Below are 16,803 nucleotides of genomic sequence, written 5' to 3'. Positions count from 1 at the left end.
AACTGTGCGGCATTTTTAATTCATACGAATTTTCAAGTGTTTACTCCACACAACCCGGACTGTTAAAGAGGGGTGCCCGACGTTATGTTCCGACCAAGCAAATTGCTTATCTCAATCGGGGCGCTATGCCTTAGCGCCTCCACTCAAGCCATGGATCTCGCCACCGCCTACAATAAAGCCCTGCAATATGATTCTGAGCTGGCGGCCGCTCTGGCGGGAAGGAATGCGGAAGCAGAAAGTGTCATCCAAACCCGTGCGGGATTGATGCCCAGTGTCGGCGCTGGCGCCAGCGTCGCCCACCATGACGTGGACACTCGGCTCACCCCGGATGACAGTTACGTCAGCCAGGGCGGCGAAGTCACATTGACCCAACCGTTATTGAAGCTAGACACATACTACAGTTATCAAGCCAGCAAATACTCCCGTAACCGCGCCGATGAAGACCTGCGCAGCGCAGAGCAGGATTTACTGTTCCGCACCGCTGACGCCTATTTCGGCGTACTACGCGCCTGGGACAACCTGACTACCGCCAAGCGCGCGGAAGAAGCTTTTCAGCGCCAGTGGGAGCAAGCGAAAGAGCGCTTTGAAGTTGGATTGATCGCCATTACTGAGGTGCATGAGTCCAAAGCGACCTATGACTCAGGCAAAGTCTCGCGCATCAACGCTCAAGGACAGCTGGACGTTGCATTAGAAAGCCTGCAGCGCATCACCGGAGACTACACCGATACCGTGCAGGTGCTCAGCGAAAGCCTACCTGTTGTGCAGGTATCGCCCGACTCTGCGGTGAAATGGGAAGAAACAGCGTTCGCCAACAACCCTCAGGTTTTGGCGGCCAGTTGGAGCGTGCAAAGCGCGCAAAGCAGCGTTTCCGCCCAAAAAGCCGGTCATTACCCGACCCTCGACGCTAAAGCGAGCTATGGCTTCAGTGAGTCCGATGGCCGTGGCGCAGCGGATGAACGCAGCAATGATTTGTCAGTATCTTTAAATCTTTCCGTTCCAATCTATACCGGCGGAGCGACCCAGTCCGGCGTGCGTCAAGCAAGCTATCGTCTGGAACAAGCGGAGCAGTCGTTGAATACCGCTCAGCGTAATATTCGTCTGCAACTGCGCAGTCTTTATCGGACGCTGCAGACCAATATTGAGTCGATCCAAGCTCGCAAACAGGAAATCATTTCTTCCGAGAGCGCGCTGCAGGCGACTCGCGCCGGCTATGATGTGGGTACGCGCAATATCGTCGAAGTTCTGGATTCAGAACGCCGCTATTACGCATCCCTCAGCAACTACGCCAACGCGCGTTACGACTTCGTTCTGAATACGCTGTCGTTCAAGCAAACCGCTGGCGTCTTGTCGGTCAACGACATCAATGAGCTGAACAAGTGGTTGGCGGAGCCAGTCAACGTATTGACCCGTTAACCCTCTGCAAGCATTAAAAAAGCCGCACTAAGTTGCGGCTTTTTAGTTTACCTGATGATCAACGCTGAGGCGCTTGCTGTAGAACGCCTTCCAGTAGTCGATCCAGGGCCCCACGATTATCATTGACGACTTTAGACGCCGCCTCGCCCATACGGAGCCTAGCTGCATCATCGTCACACAACGCCAATAAAACGTCTTCCAGCGTTCCCCGTTCAACAAAACGTAGACCTTGCGCCTGCTCCAGTTGCGCGCAGATATCCGCAAAATTGAACACGGCCGGCCCCATCAATACAGGTTTACCCACTGCCGCGGGCTCCAAGGGGTTATGCCCTCCCGTATCGACCAGGCTTCCGCCGACAAAAGCCAAGTCCGCTGCGGCGTAAAAGCGCAGCAGTTCCCCCATGGTGTCGCCGAGTAAAACCTGCGTATCCGGGGTTACTGTTGCATTACTGCTGCGCCTGACCATACGTAGCCCCGCCCGCAGGATATCCTCGCCCACTTTATCGAAGCGCTCAGGATGTCTGGGAACAATCACCAGGAGCGCATCAGGACGATGCGCCAACAGTTGTTGATGCGCCGCCAGAATCACAGCGTCTTCGCCTTCATGAGTGCTTCCGGCCACCCAAACGAAGCGTTTGGGTCCACCCCAAGCGTCTCGAAGCGCCAGGCTCTGCGCACGCAGCTCTTCGCTCACGCTGATATCGAATTTAATGCTTCCGGTGACGCTGAGACGCTCCTGAGGCAAGCCCAAGGCCACAAAACGACCGCCATCCACAGCATTTTGCGCCGCCACCCAGGACAGCTTTTGCAGCATCGGTCGCGTTATGGCGGAGACTTTGCCATACCCCTTGGCGGAACGCTCTGAAAGCCGCGCATTGGCCACCACTGTGGGAACGCCTTGCGCCGCGCATAGAGCTATCCAGTTGGGCCATAGCTCCGTTTCCATAATGATTAGAGCGCTGGGATTCAGGCGGCGCAAAAAACGCATAATAGGACCGGGAAGATCATAAGGGGCGTAGACATGAAATACGCGATCGCCAAATAACGCCTTCACCCTCTCCGAGCCAGTGGGCGTCATGGTGGTCACGACAATAGGACGTTCCGGATGCTCCTTCAGAAGACGATTCACCAACAGCGCCGCCGCAACCGTTTCACCAACAGAGACACTATGAACCCAGAGCGGCCGTTGTGCGAACCCCGGCGCCTTGAACCATCCTAAACGCTCCCGCCAACGTAACCGATAAGCGGGCGCCGCGCGACCTCGCCAGTAAAGACGGGCTAGAATTAGAGGAAGAATCAAGTAGTAAATGAGTGTGTAAAGGAATCTCGCCATATCGCCGCTCTTTCAAACCGGAGGCGAGTTTAGCACAGCGCCGGAAGAGCAATCAGGCTTTTAAATCTTGTTCATGATGCTCGCGGCGGGTTTGGGTTCGGTCTGACGAACGGCTATAATGGCGCGCATTTTTCGTAATGGAGCCACCGAATGGCAGAAACTCTAGAGACAGATGTCGTCATTATCGGCGGGGGAATCGCTGGGCTATGGCTGAACTATCGGCTGCGCAAAGCGGGCTATAGCACGCTGCTATTGGAGAAGAAAACCCTGGGCGGCGGACAAAGCGTTCGTTCACAGGGCATTATTCATGGCGGAGCCAAATACACCCTCAACGGGGCGCTAACCACCGCCGCTAACGCCATTTCGGAAATGCCGGATCGCTGGCGCGCCTGCCTGAAAGGCGAGGGAGACGTAGACCTCAGCTCCGCCCGTGTGCTCTCCGAGTATCACTACATGTGGTCCCGCGATCGCCTGGTTTCCAAGCTGACGGCGTTCTTCGCCAGTAAGGCCGTGCGCGGCAAAGTTTCTGGAGACGCCTCCACAGAACGCCCCGCCGCATTCAATACGCCAGACTTCCATGGCAACTTCTACGCACTGAATGAATTAGTGCTGGACGTCCCCTCAGTGATCAATGCGCTGATCTCCCCATTCAGCGATGGCATTCTCCAGTATGACTGCACCCAGCCCGGCACATTAGTGCAGGATCAAGGGGAAATCGTGGAGATGCACCTGGTAGGCAAAAACAAGCGTGTGCGCGTCAAGGCCAAGCGCTTCATCCTCGCAGCGGGAGAAGGCAATGAAAGCGTCCTGCACGGAGCCCAGCTGCATCGTCCCGCCATGCAACGCAGACCCCTGCACATGGTGATCGTGCGCCATCAGTATCCGCACCCGGTTTATGCACATTGCATTGGCGCCGGCTCCAAGCCGTTGCTGACCATCACTACCCACTACATGAAGGACGGCCAGCCCGTCTGGTACTTGGGCGGCAATCTGGCGGAAACTGGGGTCGAGCTCGACCGCGAAACGCAGATCAATTCCGCCAAAACCCTGGTGAAAGATCTTCTCCCCTGGATTGACCTCGGCGAATCCCGCTGGTCCAGCTTCCTGATCCATCGCGCAGAGCCTCAGCAAAAAGGCATGTTGCGACCAGATACGGCGTTCGTTCACAGTGAAAAGAATATTCTGACCTGCTGGCCAACCAAACTGGCGCTGACGCCTAATCTGGTCGACACCGTCATGGCGCAGCTGCAGGCGGACGGCGTCGAGCCAGGAGCGGCAAGCGACCTGGGAGCGTTGAGTTTCCTTCCCCGCCCCGGCATCAGCGCGCCAGTGTGGCAGGAGATGCTGTCATGAAATACCGTCCGCTTGGCGACACCGGCATCGAAGTCAGCCTGCTAGGTTTAGGTACGGTTAAACTGGGACGCGATCAAGGCGTAAAGTACCCCACCGCCTTCAAAATTCCCGATGATCAGCAAGCTCTGGCGTTGATCGGTTTGGCGGAAGATCTGGGGGTGAATCTGATCGATACAGCGCCAGCCTACGGCTCCAGCGAGACCCGCCTGGGCGAACTACTGCAAGGCCGTCGCCAGCGCTGGGTGATTTGCAGCAAAGTGGGTGAAGAGTTCGTTGACGGACAGTCCTATTTCAACTTCACGCCGGAACATACCCGAATGAGCGTCGAGCGTAGCCTGCAACGGCTGCGCACCGACTATATCGACATCGTGCTAATTCATTCCGATGGCGACGATATGGCGATTCTGCAGAAAGAAGGCACGCTGCAAGCCCTGGCGGAACTAAAGGCCAAAGGAATGATTCGCGCCATTGGGCTCTCCGGCAAGACGGTGGAGGGCGGCATTGCCGCTCTGCAACAAGGCGATGTCGCCATGGTCACTTACAATCTGGAGCATCAGGAAGAAAAGCCCGTACTGGACTACGCGCAAGCGCATCAAAAGGGGGTTTTGATCAAAAAGGCGCTGGCCAGCGGCCATATCTGCGTCGGCCCCCATGAAGATCCCTTGCGGAAAAGCATGGAGTTCGTATTCGCCCATCCCGGCGTATCCAGCGCCATTATCGGCACCATCAATCCTGAGCACTTCAAAGAGAATGTCCGCGCGCTACCTGTGTAACGATAGCGCGCGTCGTCGCCAATCGAATTTCCTTACCCCTGGGCCAGCAGGCTGCGTAAATCGATAATCGCCGCATTCGCTCTGGAGATGAACGACGCCATGGTCAGCGAGTGGTTGGCGAGTACGCCAAAGCCGCTGCCGTTCAGAATGACCGGGCTCCACACTGATTCCTGAGTCGCCTCCAGCTCCACGATAATTTGACGCAGACTGACAACCGCGTTCTTATCCCGCAGCACATCGCCAAAGTCGACTTCAATGGCTTTGAGTATGTGAATCAGCGCCCAAGCAGTGCCGCGCGCCTCATAAAAGACATCGTCGATCTCCAGCCAGGAAGTCTTCAATTCCACTTCACCCTGCCCCGGCGTAGACTGCTTCGCCGACTTGTCGCCAGCCAGCGCCATATCCAACTGCCGTTTGCCGACGCTTTCACTCAAGCGTTGCGACAAGCTGCCAAGACGCGTTTCCACATCAGACAACCAGTTGCGCAGGTTATCCGCACGGGCGTAAAACTGAGCGTCAGGCTTGTTTGGATCAGACAAGCGGTTCAGATAACTGCGCAGCGCTTTCAATCCGCGGCGGTATTCATCCTCAGTAGAAGGAATCACCCAGGAGCGGCTGTCAAAGTTAAACTGAGGCTCCGCCACTGTAAGGTCGCGATCTTCCGTCGACTGACTTTGAGAACGGCTGATATCTTTACGCAAGGCGCGGCTCAGGTCTCTGACTTGCACCAGCACACCATATTCCCAATGGGAAATGTTGTCCAACCATAGGCCGGGAGGGAATACGTCGTTGGAAATATAACCGCCAGGCTTTTCCAACAAGGTGTCGACCAGGGTGATAAGCGTCGCCGTAGTCGTACTGCCAACGACCAGCGGGCGGTTCTGATCCGTCACCACGCTCCTGGCTTTGGGGCCCACCTCAAATAGCTCTGGTTCAGAGCTCCAGTACCAACCCACAAATAATGCGGCGATTAAATATACGCCCAGAGCGCCGCCAATCAATTTAGCCAAAAAACCACCTCCCACGTAATCGCCGAGTTCTTCTCCGCGTTCATTAAAAAAGTCTTTTATCGCCTGCCACATAGATATTGCCGCTCCTCGCAATCTTCAAGCTCCGCCGCTCACGGCGCCGCCATATGTGGCGGGCTCTCCTGAGGCCGAAAGAGATAATATCCCATTGCGCCGTCCACCCCGAGCTGCACCAGACTGTCCCAGTCGTCCTGGGACTCGACGCCCACACCAATGACTTTAATGGCCTGTGAGTGCGCAATCTGCACGATGGAGCGCAAATAAAACTGATGCCCCTGATCTTTGTGAATATTTTTCACCAGACCGGGGTCGATTTTGATCATGTCCACCGGACAACTTTTCAAATATCCGAACGGCATACCGGTGGATCCGAATCGGCTGATGACGATACGGAAAGCCAGTTCATTACGCAACTGTAACAGACGATCAAACCCCGCCCAGGCCGCCTGCAAGGCGTGCTCGGAAACCTCCAGCAGCAAGCGCGGACATTGCGCGGAAAAACGATGCAATATCGCGCTAGCCAGACCAGCGAACTCAGCCGACTGCATACTGGATACCGCCAGACTGACGCAAAATGCAGCATCCTCATGATGCTCCGCCAGCCTTGTCAGTGCATCTTCCAGCACTTGCGCATCCACTTTCAGCGCCAGGTTAAAGCGATCCGCCATAGGAAGAAATTCCGCCGCCGCCAACACTCTGCCCTCCATGTTCATGCGCACCAGCGCCTGATGGAACAGGAAGCTCCGAGAGTCGTCGCTCAGAACAGGCTGAAAGTGTAAATAAAACCCTTTGTCCGCCAGCGTCGACAACAAGAGGGATTGCCACTCCGTCGCCGTAAGCGGCTTCTGACCCGCTTCTCGCCCGCTACTGCGCCCTTTGCGCCACGCATTCGTGCAGGATTTTTGCGCCACCCTCATCGCGAAGTCCGCCACCGACAGCACCTGCGCCAAGGGCGTTCGCCCCTCTGTATTGACTACGCCAATGTGCAGACGATTGGAGCCGCCCCAATTCTTAATCAACGGCAGCGATGTCAATCTTTCCAGCAAGCGCTCCGCCACAGCTTCCGCACGACTATCCGTCAGACCACTGAGAAATACGGTGAAGCAACCGCCGCCACGGCGGCCCACATAACTGCCGATATGCGACAGGCATTCGTCATGGATGACTTCCGCCATCTGCTTGAGCAGCGCATCCCCCTGCTCTCTTCCAAACTGATCGTTGTACTCAGACAAGCCTGACAGCTGCGCCAACAGCAGCGCGCCGACACTGTCACCATCATCTCCCGCCAGAGCCGCCTGTAAGCGATTATCAAAGGACTGTCGGTTCAGCACGCCAGTGACGGAATCCAACAACGCCAGTTTGCGCAGCGACTCAATGGTGGCCACCTGCTCTTCGAATGAGCGTCGCAAATGGTCCGCCATGCTGTTTACCGCCAACGTGACTTTCGCCAATTCCCGAGTGCCCGGAATCGGCAGTGAGACATCGAAATGCTTATCTTCAATTCGATGCGCCGCTTGCTCCAGCCGCTGCAAAGGGCGCAGCAGACTGCTCAACAGTAAATGGAAAGCCGCAAATGCAAAGACGGTGACTACCGCAAACCAGGCCAGTTGATTACGCAGCGTCGCCCATAGTTCTCGATAGGCGATGCCCGGATCGCTTTGCACCATCAAACGCCCAACCGGGCGCCAACCAGCGATCACTTCCGCCTCACCTACCGGCGCCTGCAGATCGAGCCAGCGCACAAACCATTTGGGCACGCCTTCCAGATCCTTGGAGCTGGTTCGCGCCACGACCGAGCGTCCTTCTTGATCTATAATACGAATACCCTGATAAGCGCCTGAGTCAAAGATAGCGTCCACCATGGAAGACGCAACCACCCAGTCCTGCGGGTCCGCCACATGAGAAACGGATAAACCCAACGAGGTGGCGGAATCTCTGGCGTGAGACTGTAGCTGATCCTGCAGATACAACTTCTTCTGCCACAAATTAAGGCCGAACACGCCCCCTAACAAAATCAACAACATCGTGGAGATCAGGCCCAGCATCAGCACTTTGATCGATCGTTTGTCACGCAATGCTTTATTATTATCAATCATGGCGACTCCGTCGGATTTGATCACAGATTCAGCGCTTTCCGCCCAAACCACCCGCAGTTGACGCTTAAAGGTTTGCGCTACTACACAAATGCACAAGAATTTACATACACATACAGTTTACGACTATATTTAAATAAAATTGCCAAACTATACTGAAACTTATATCAATACGTCCTGGCTTGAATTTTGTACTTGTAAATCAGGCGCATAGAAGAAAGAAAAACTGGTTGCAACCACTAATGGAAGCGGATTTACCCTCTCTATGACCATAGAAAGTCAACGGGACAAACTCAAGCAGCACTTCGCCGGTCGCGTCACGACACAGGCGCGTATTGTCCTGGAAGCATGGCAACAGCTGAAGCAAAGGAACTGGCAGGACAAACAGTGGTTTTCCGATTTCCAACTTGCAACCGATAAATTAGGTCGTTACGCAGCCCGTTTCGACATGACGGATCATCTGTGTATCGCACAGTCGATCAACACCAGTCTCAAGAGCATCAGTCTGCGTAAAACCCCTGTTACTACCGCAGATATTCTCGCAGTGGAGCAGCAGGTCATGCAGCTGGCGACCGTCACCCAGCGCAAAACCGATCGCAAAGACAGCAGCGCCAACCGAACCTATCTACGATCACCGATCTATCTGGCCCTGAATCAGAAAGACCTGGCGCAGCGCATTGCTCAACAAATGCAGTTTTTTGGTTTTCGCGGCGAATTGTATTCAACTCACGATACCCTGCAGGCGGCGACCCAGAAAAACAAACCTGAAACCATGATTGTCGACGTGGACTTTGGCGGCGAGAAAAACGCCGGCATCGAGCTGATCAAGCGTATCCAGGGCAATCATGAGACGCCTATTCCGGTCATGTTCATCTGTCCTCGCGAGGGCGACATCAAGACTCGCCTCGAAGCAGCGCGTTGCGGAGGCGAAGAGTTTGTAGAACGGACCCTTGACGCGGCGCAGCTTATCGAGAAAGTGGAGACTTACACTCGCTCCAGCGCCCATGATCCCTACCGCATCATGGTGGTGGACGACTCCAGAGCCCAGGCCGCGTTTATGGAAAGTACCCTACGCAAAGCGGGCATGACCGCCAAGATCATCACCGACCCGATGCAGGTTTTGATCGCCCTGGAAGAGTTCTCTCCTGAAATCATCATCATGGACATGTACATGCCGGGCTGCACCGGAACGGAGCTGGCCAAAGTGATTCGGCAACAGGACAAGTTCGTCAGCGTCCCTATTATTTATCTGTCCGCGGAAGACGACATCAACAAGCAGTTGCACGCGATGAGCCTTGGCGGCGACGACTTCCTGGTGAAACCGATCAATCCTCGACACCTGATCGCCACCATTCACAACCGCGGGCGGCGCGCGCGCACCTTGCACGCCATGATGATCCGCGACAGCCTGACTGGACTCTATAACCATACCCATACGCTGAATCTGCTCAGCATGGAGATCAACAAGGCCAATCAGACCGGCGAGCCTCTCAGCTTCGCCATGATGGACATCGACTACTTCAAGCGCATCAACGACACCCATGGCCACCCCGTTGGCGACAGAGTGTTGAAGAGCATGTCGCTATTCCTCAAGCAGCGGCTGCGCAAGACCGACCATATTGGCCGTTACGGCGGAGAAGAATTTGCTGTCGTGCTCCCTAATACCGATGAGTGCGACGCCAAGAATATGATGAACGACATTCGCGAACGTTTTGGAGAACTGATGCACCCCACCGAGGAGGACACATTCAAAGTGACGTTCAGCTGCGGTATCGCCGCCTATCAGGCTGGCAACACCCAACAGGTGCTGGCGCAAAAGGCGGATAAAGCGTTGTATGAAGCCAAACACGCAGGCCGAAACTGCGTGAAGGTGTTCAGATAGGTTCAGAGGCCCGGAATTGGCCGGTTTCCAGCCATCGTGGAAACCGCCTACAACAATGCGCTTATTGTGTTTTAAACCGAAGTATCAAAAATAGTTCACAGGACCGGGTTAATTGCCATTGTCGCCGTTATCATGACGGTGACGTAAAAGCTCCCACCAAGTCTGCGAAACGCCCTGTTTTTTCTGGGAAAATCGCACCTATTCCCACAGCTCCAGCGCTACTACCAAAGTATGACCGCAAACTGCGGCAATCTGCTTGAATATAGTAGACAAAAGAGTCAAACTTCCGAAATCTTGCTTTAATTACACCTTAAATATCCGACATATAAGGACAAGACGCCATGGCAAGCATTCTAGTGTTGCACGGCCCTAATTTGAACTTATTGGGAACGCGCGAACCGGAAATTTATGGCGCAGAAACCTTGGACGATATTAATTTCCGCCTGACGGAAATCGCCAGGCAGGCAGGCCACCATCTGCTGACGCTGCAAAGCAATGCAGAGTACGAACTGATTGATCGCATCCATGAAGCCAAGAAAGAAGGCGTGGACTTCATCATTATCAATCCAGCGGCCTTTACCCATACCAGCGTGGCGCTACGCGACGCCCTTCTTGGTGTCGGCATTCCTTTTATTGAGACGCATTTGTCCAATGTGCACGCCCGCGAGGCGTTCCGCCACCATTCCTATTTCTCCGATGTCGCCGTCGGTGTGATATGCGGATTCGGCAGCCAGAGTTACGAACTCGCTTTACAGGCCGCCTTTTCAAAGATTACCGGAAAATAAATTACGAGAGCCTATGATGGATATCAGAAAAGTAAAAAAACTTATTGAACTGATTGAAGAATCAGACATCGCCGAAATCGAAATTAAAGAAGGCGATGATTCCGTACGCATCAGCCGCCGTCTGGCTGGCGCCGAGCCTGTGTACGTCACTTCTGCGGCAGTAGAAGCGCGCCCTGCGGCGGCTCCCTTGGCTGCGACCGCTCCTGCTGCGGAAGCAGACGCCGGACCACAATATAACGGCCATCTGGTCAAGTCCCCCATGGTTGGCACCTTCTACCGTGCGCCATCGCCCTCCGCGCCAGTGTTCGCTGAAGTTGGACAAACCGTCAAAGCCGGCGACGTACTGTGCATTGTCGAAGCAATGAAGATGATGAACCAGATTGAAGCGGACAAGTCCGGCACAGTTGAAGCCATTCTGGTGGAAAACGGACAACCGGTGGAGTTCGACCAGCCGCTGTTCTCGATTGTTTAAGAGTCACTATCCGGACTCTTCCCGCCCAGCGGGACATCCTGATCATTCCGGCGCAAGCCGGACGGCAATGTTTTTTTAGGGTACTCCTACCATGTTGGAAAAAGTGCTTATCGCCAACCGAGGCGAAATTGCGTTACGCATCCTGCGCGCCTGCAAAGAGTTAGGCATTAATACCGTAGCGGTGCACTCAAGCGTGGATCGCGACCTGATGCATGTACGGCTGGCGGACGAGTCAGTCTGTATCGGCCCGAACAGCCCCACAGACAGCTACCTGAACATCCCCGCCATTATCAGCGCAGCGGAAGTGACGGACAGCGTGGGCATTCACCCAGGCTACGGTTTTCTGGCGGAAAACGCCGATTTCGCCGAGCAGGTGGAAAAAAGCGGCTTCGTCTTTATCGGTCCCAAACCGGACACCATCCGCCTGATGGGCAACAAAGTCTCCGCTATCCAGGCCATGCGCAAAGCGGGCGTGCCGACAGTACCGGGCTCTGACGGCCCTATCACTGAAGACAAAGAACGCACGCTGGAAGTTGCTCGCAAAATCGGCTACCCAGTCATCATCAAGGCCGCTTCCGGCGGTGGAGGACGCGGTATGCAGGTGGTCAACAGCGAAGCTGCGCTGCTCAACGCCATCCAATTGACGCAAAGCGAAGCCAAGGCCGCTTTTGGCGACCCCACTGTTTATTTGGAAAAGTTCCTCGACCGTCCCCGCCACATTGAAGTACAGGTGCTGGCCGACGGACAGGGCAACGTTATCCACCTGGGCGACCGCGACTGCTCCCTGCAGCGCCGCCACCAGAAAGTTCTGGAGGAAGCCCCAGCGCCGGACGTTGATCCTGAAGCCCGCGCCGCCACACTGAACTCCTGTGTGCAGGCTTGTCTGGACATCGGTTACCGTGGCGCAGGTACATTCGAGTTCCTGTACCAGGACGGGCGTTTTTACTTCATTGAGATGAACACGCGCGTTCAGGTTGAGCATCCTGTATCAGAGATGATCACTGGCGTAGATATCGTGAAAGAGCAGTTACGCATCGCCGCTGGCATGCCTCTGTCCATCAAGCAGGAAGACATCCAGTTCCGCGGTCACGCCATCGAGTGTCGCATCAACGCGGAAGATCCACGCACCTTCGCTCCCAGTCCCGGGACCGTCACGCATTACCACGCGCCAGGCGGCAACGGCGTGCGTGTTGACTCCCATTTATATAGCGGATATAAGGTTCCCCCTTATTACGACTCACTGATCGGCAAGGTGATTTGCTGGGGCTCCAACCGCAACAACGCGCTGGATCGCATGAACAATGCTCTGGACGAAATGCTGGTGGAAGGCATCAAAACCAATATTCCTCTGCACCGCCGGTTAGTGACCGACGCAGGCGTACGCCGTATGGAGTACACCATTCACTATCTGGAAAAGCTGTTAAAAGCTTGATTTGAGGAACACAGGTGTCCTGGTTACAAGTAAAAGTCTTAACTGATGAAGCCGGGGCGGTCGCTCTGGAGCAGATTTTCGAGGGCCTTGGCACCCTCTCCGTCACCATGCTCGACGCCGCCGACGATCCCGTCCTTGAGCCTGACCTTGGAACCACGCCCCTGTGGCGCAACACTCAGGTCGTCGCGCTTTTCAGCGCGGACACCAGCGCAGAAATGGTCCGTGAGCAATTGGAGCGTAATCAGATTGCGGCGGCGGACATTGAGTGCGAAGTCATTGAAGACCGCGACTGGGAAAGGGAGTGGATGACCCACTTCCACCCCATGCGCTTTGGCTCCCGGCTTTGGATTTGTCCAAGCTGGGGAGAGCCCGAAGATCCAAACGGCGTCAACCTATTGCTCGACCCCGGATTGGCTTTTGGAACCGGTACTCACCCCACAACCGCGCTTTGCCTCACATGGCTGGATAGCCAGAAGCTGCAAGGCAAGCAGGTTATCGACTTTGGCTGCGGCTCCGGCGTACTCGCCATCGCCGCCTTATTGTTGGGAGCGGATCACGCCACCGGCACGGATATCGACCCTCAGGCTCTGGAGGCCAGTCGCGACAACGCCGAGCGCAATAGCGTCAGCGAAGGTCTGACTCTGCACTTCCCAGAAAAAATGCCGGAGATGCAGGCGGAAGTCGTTATCGCCAATATCCTGGCGAATCCCCTGATAAGTCTGGCGCCCAAACTGGCGGCGCTTACCCTGCCCGGCGGCTCCATCGCTCTGTCCGGCATACTGAAAGATCAGGAAGAAGCTGTGGCGGAAGCGTACCGCAATTACTTCGAACTGGACCCCACCGAGTACAAAGAGGACTGGGTCCTGATCAGTGGTAGACGCCTGCCTTATTGATCGCCAATCCGGCGTCTTTTTCAAGGCGCCGGTTAGCCACTCCCGCGATAGACAGCCCCCCTCCGCTAGGCGACAATGGAGCGCAAAGTTGCTCTTGCAAATAGGGAACAATTCATTCATTTTTAAACAACTTTGTGAATGTGCGACGATCTCGGCGCCCCATTTGCAGGAACACCCCTAACATAGAGTTGGTCTACATTTAACTACTGACGCAGTTTTTTTCCAGGAGGCGTTTTGCTCACTCGCTGCCCACATTGCGCTGCAAGTTTCAGGGTTACTGATAAACAGCTGCAAGCCGCCCATGGCAAAGTAAGATGCGGCGCTTGTATGAAGGTATTCAACGCAGCGGAGCATTTAATGTCTGACAGCGCTCCAGCGCATGTGGACCCGACTCCCGTTAAAGCGCCGCCTCCCAGACCAGCCCGACAAGCGACAGCAGCAGCTCCCGCGCCTAAAGCAGCGGCGAAGCCCAAAGTTGAGCCCAGCGTAAAAGAAAGCGCAGTAAAAGCCTCTTCTTCAATTATCACTCCGCTCACAGCGATGGACCCAGACGACGATCTTGGCGATCTGACTGACGCGTTAGTCGCCGCCGGGGACGACGATGATGAATTCCTATTTCAGGATAATCCGGAAGAGGACAAAGATGACGAAGGCTACTCCGGCGGCATGTTCGACCAGAGTGAGTTGAGCGACAGCTTCAGGGAGCTTGATCGAGGCGGCCCCAGCGCTAAACGCGAATTTGAAACGCCGGATGAGCCGGAAGAAGAGGAAGCCACTGACGAAAGCTGGGCCGAACAGATGCTGCGTGAGCTGGAGCGTCCCGGACAAGCTGCGCCCCCTCCTCCGCCCGTTCAGGAAACAAAGCAGGACGTTAAAAAAGCAGCGCCTAAAGAGGCGTTGAAAGTCGAGCCTCCGCCGCCGCCCAAACCAGAGCCCGTTCCGGCGCCTGCTGCGCCGGAACCAGAACCGGAATACGAAAGCTATCCTGAGTTTGAAGCGCCCATGCACGCGGAGCCTCCCTCCCAGTTCCATGGGTTACGCGCAGAACCGATCAGTATCGATCACGCATATGAGCAGAAAGCGTCACCCGGAGTATTAAGTAAAATCATGTGGACCTTCGCCAACCTGCTGTTGGTGGTGTTCCTGGTTTCACAGTTGGCGTGGTTCCATTTCGATAAGCTGGCCCGCTACGACCAACTGCGCCCCTGGTACGCCAAGGCATGCGAAGTTATCGGCTGCACCCTGCCTTCTTTATATGACGTGGGCCAGATTCGTAGTCAGAACCTGGTGGTGCGCAGTCACCCATTGGTTAACAAGGCGCTGATCATTGACGCCATCATCACCAATCAAGCCAGCTTTGCGCAGCCCTTCCCAAATATTTCGCTGAACTTTTCAGACATTAATAACAACGTCATTGCGCATCGCATCTTTGCGCCGCTGGAGTACCTGTCCGGCGAAGCCAAGGACATGACGCAAATGCCGCCGGGCGCGCCTGTGCATATCACCCTGGAAATCCTCGACCCAGGTAAACAGGCGGTCAATTACACACTCGACTTCATCTCTGCATTATCCGGCCCGGCGCCCACCCAATAGAAAAGCGCCGGAAGCTACACGCCACTGTGACAAAGCTGATGTAAACAAGCGCGATTTGGACTTGACTCAGTGGCCAAGTTCTAGAAATAGGCCATTTAACCTATACGCCTCGTCGTTATGATTAACGAATGATCAACATATTGAGATTTGGGATAAAAAATACTCTATTTTTAAAATTTCAAGTCTTTCCCGTCATTAATCATCTGAGTATCATAGGCACCCCTATCCAGGGCGAACACTTTTTAGTCATTTCTTATGACCAGAGCGGAAGCGGCCGTGAAAATTGGACCCTATGAGTTGCGTAACAATTTGATACTGGCCCCGATGGCTGGAGTGACCGACCGCCCCTTCAGGCTGCTGTGCCGTAGTCTGGGCGCAGGCCTCGCAGTATCGGAAATGATGGCTGCGAATCCGGATCTGCGAGATACCCGAAAATCCAGATTACGTATGGATCACGACGGCGAAGGCGAGCCCATTGCAGTGCAAATCGCTGGCGCTGAGCCAGAGATGTTGGCCGAAGCGGCGAGATACAACGTCGAACATGGCGCGCAAATCATCGATATCAACATGGGTTGTCCCGCTAAAAAGGTCTGTAACAAAGCGGCGGGCTCCGCTTTGTTAAGAGATGAAGCCCTGGTGAAAGATATATTGACGGCTGTGGTAAGCGCTGTCTCTGTGCCGGTGACATTGAAAATACGCACCGGATGGAGCCGGCAGAGCCGGAACGGGGTGACTGTCGCCCGCATTGCGGAAGATTGCGGCATACAATCGCTCGCTGTGCACGGCAGAACCCGCGAGTGCAAATACGAGGGAACGGCGGAGTACGACACTATAGCTGAAATCAAACAAAGCGTTTCCATTCCGGTGGTTGCCAACGGCGATATTACCTGTGTTGAGCAAGCCAGGCATGTGCTGGATTACACCGGCGTCGACGCTTTGATGATCGGCAGAGGAGCCCAGGGGCGTCCCTGGATTTTCCGTGAAATCGAACACTTTATCGCTACCGGAGAGCGCTTACCGGAACCGCCAATGGATGAGATTAAGCAGATACTCATCGGTCATATTAAAGCGTTACACGAGTTTTATGGTGACTACCAAGGCGTCCGCATCGCACGCAAGCATGCGGGCTGGTATCTGCAAACCGCAAATATTGGGGCCATTTTCAAGTCACAATTTAATCGTTTAAACGATGCTCAAGCGCAGCTGGATGAACTCCATCACTTTTTTGAGCATCTGAGTATTGAAGGAGAGGAAAAAGCCGCATGACTACAGAATCTATCGTTACAACAGAAACCGGTTCTGGAGCTAATAATTTACTGACCGTGGAGCAGTCGGCCACTCAAACCATGACTTTGCGCGATAGCGTTGATCAAGCGCTGGCGAACTACTTCGCGCAACTGGACGGAGCTCCCGTCAAAGACGTCTATCAAATGGTGCTTTCCGAAGTTGAAGCTCCCCTGCTTGAGCAGGTGCTGAAATACACCCGCAACAACCAAACCAAGGCTTCTGTCCTGCTGGGCTTGAACCGCGGCACGCTGCGCAAGAAGCTGAAGCAGTACGATCTGCTGTAATCGCTGAATCACACATCTTTTAAAAGAGGGCTCGCCGACATTTCTCATCCAACTCTGAAATGTCCGGTACAAGAGCCCTCTTTTGTTTTTTGCGCAACAGGCTAAGCTTTTTTACGCTAGGGTCTGTTGGCGTTTCGGTAACTGACCCTGATAATTCTGCACTAAGGCAAGAGATCAACTTA

General features: G+C 54.8%; 14 protein-coding genes and 1 pseudogene. 12 read left to right on the top strand and 3 right to left on the bottom strand.

Translation table 11 applies throughout. The features are described 5' to 3' along the window. The first annotated feature begins 84 nt into the window (after window positions 1-84). Window positions 85-1,413 (top strand): TolC family outer membrane protein, encoded by a 1,329-nt coding sequence (locus KP814_RS21275; RefSeq protein WP_216738659.1) that lies wholly within the window; start codon window positions 85-87, stop codon window positions 1,411-1,413. Between the two features lie 58 nt (window positions 1,414-1,471). On the opposite strand, the gene waaA is transcribed toward KP814_RS21275, so the two are convergent. Next, window positions 1,472-2,746, bottom strand: a complete 1,275-nt coding sequence (gene waaA, locus KP814_RS21270) for a lipid IV(A) 3-deoxy-D-manno-octulosonic acid transferase (protein WP_216738658.1) — start codon at window positions 2,744-2,746, stop codon at window positions 1,472-1,474. A 150-nt stretch (window positions 2,747-2,896) separates the two neighbouring features. Here waaA and KP814_RS21265 point away from each other — a divergent pair, with 150 nt between their 5' ends. Both KP814_RS21265 and KP814_RS21260 read left to right on the top strand, forming a co-directional pair. Then, on the top strand, window positions 2,897-4,099 hold the full coding sequence (locus tag KP814_RS21265; protein ID WP_216738657.1) for an FAD-binding oxidoreductase: 1,203 nt from the start codon (window positions 2,897-2,899) through the stop codon (window positions 4,097-4,099). After that, window positions 4,096-4,872: an aldo/keto reductase gene (locus KP814_RS21260; protein ID WP_216738656.1), complete on the top strand. Its 777-nt coding sequence runs from the start codon at window positions 4,096-4,098 to the stop codon at window positions 4,870-4,872. Before KP814_RS21265 ends, KP814_RS21260 begins: the two co-directional genes overlap by 4 nt. A gap of 32 nt (window positions 4,873-4,904) precedes the next feature. Here the strand turns inward: KP814_RS21260 and KP814_RS21255 are convergent, their stop codons facing one another. Together KP814_RS21255 and KP814_RS21250 are read right to left on the bottom strand one after the other, a co-directional pair. Beyond that, window positions 4,905-5,954: a DUF2333 family protein gene (locus tag KP814_RS21255; protein ID WP_216738655.1), complete on the bottom strand. Its 1,050-nt coding sequence runs from the start codon at window positions 5,952-5,954 to the stop codon at window positions 4,905-4,907. Window positions 5,955-5,992: 38 nt separating this feature from the next. After that, window positions 5,993-7,996 (bottom strand): EAL domain-containing protein, encoded by a 2,004-nt coding sequence (locus KP814_RS21250; protein ID WP_216738654.1) that lies wholly within the window; start codon window positions 7,994-7,996, stop codon window positions 5,993-5,995. Window positions 7,997-8,258: 262 nt separating this feature from the next. On the opposite strand from KP814_RS21250, the gene KP814_RS21245 reads away from it, so the two are divergent. From KP814_RS21245 to fis, 9 genes and pseudogenes are all read left to right on the top strand, one after another. After that, window positions 8,259-9,875, top strand: coding sequence for a diguanylate cyclase (locus tag KP814_RS21245; protein WP_216738653.1), 1,617 nt, complete (start codon window positions 8,259-8,261; stop codon window positions 9,873-9,875). A gap of 341 nt (window positions 9,876-10,216) precedes the next feature. Then, a complete protein-coding gene (gene aroQ / locus KP814_RS21240) occupies window positions 10,217-10,660 on the top strand; it encodes a type II 3-dehydroquinate dehydratase (protein WP_127973487.1) in 444 nt (147 codons plus the stop codon). A 16-nt stretch (window positions 10,661-10,676) separates the two neighbouring features. Then, on the top strand, window positions 10,677-11,132 hold the full coding sequence (accB, locus tag KP814_RS21235) for an acetyl-CoA carboxylase biotin carboxyl carrier protein (RefSeq protein WP_216738698.1): 456 nt from the start codon (window positions 10,677-10,679) through the stop codon (window positions 11,130-11,132). A gap of 91 nt (window positions 11,133-11,223) precedes the next feature. Further along, complete coding sequence (gene accC / locus KP814_RS21230; RefSeq protein WP_127973488.1) at window positions 11,224-12,564, top strand: acetyl-CoA carboxylase biotin carboxylase subunit; 1,341 nt, start codon at window positions 11,224-11,226, stop codon at window positions 12,562-12,564. 14 nt (window positions 12,565-12,578) lie between these two features. Beyond that, entirely contained in the window at window positions 12,579-13,457 is an 879-nt protein-coding gene (gene prmA, locus KP814_RS21225) for a 50S ribosomal protein L11 methyltransferase (protein ID WP_216738652.1), read from the top strand. A gap of 234 nt (window positions 13,458-13,691) precedes the next feature. After that, window positions 13,692-13,790 (top strand): annotated as a pseudogene (locus KP814_RS33475) (MJ0042-type zinc finger domain-containing protein); the annotation flags it as partial. 24 nt (window positions 13,791-13,814) lie between these two features. Then, the gene (locus KP814_RS21220) at window positions 13,815-15,050 is read left to right on the top strand and encodes a DUF3426 domain-containing protein (protein ID WP_253938539.1); all 1,236 of its coding nucleotides are present in this window, start codon (window positions 13,815-13,817) and stop codon (window positions 15,048-15,050) included. A gap of 255 nt (window positions 15,051-15,305) precedes the next feature. Then, complete coding sequence (gene dusB / locus KP814_RS21215) at window positions 15,306-16,316, top strand: tRNA dihydrouridine synthase DusB (RefSeq protein ID WP_216738650.1); 1,011 nt, start codon at window positions 15,306-15,308, stop codon at window positions 16,314-16,316. Next, a complete protein-coding gene (fis, locus tag KP814_RS21210) occupies window positions 16,313-16,621 on the top strand; it encodes a DNA-binding transcriptional regulator Fis (protein ID WP_127973491.1) in 309 nt (102 codons plus the stop codon). Before dusB ends, fis begins: the two co-directional genes overlap by 4 nt. Window positions 16,622-16,803 lie beyond the last annotated feature (182 nt).

Source organism: Hahella sp. HN01, from assembly GCF_018986435.1.
Lineage (GTDB): Bacteria > Pseudomonadota > Gammaproteobacteria > Pseudomonadales > Oleiphilaceae > Hahella.
The sequence above is the reverse complement of the archived record's forward strand: the minus strand, read 5'-3'. Positions and strand labels throughout refer to the sequence as shown.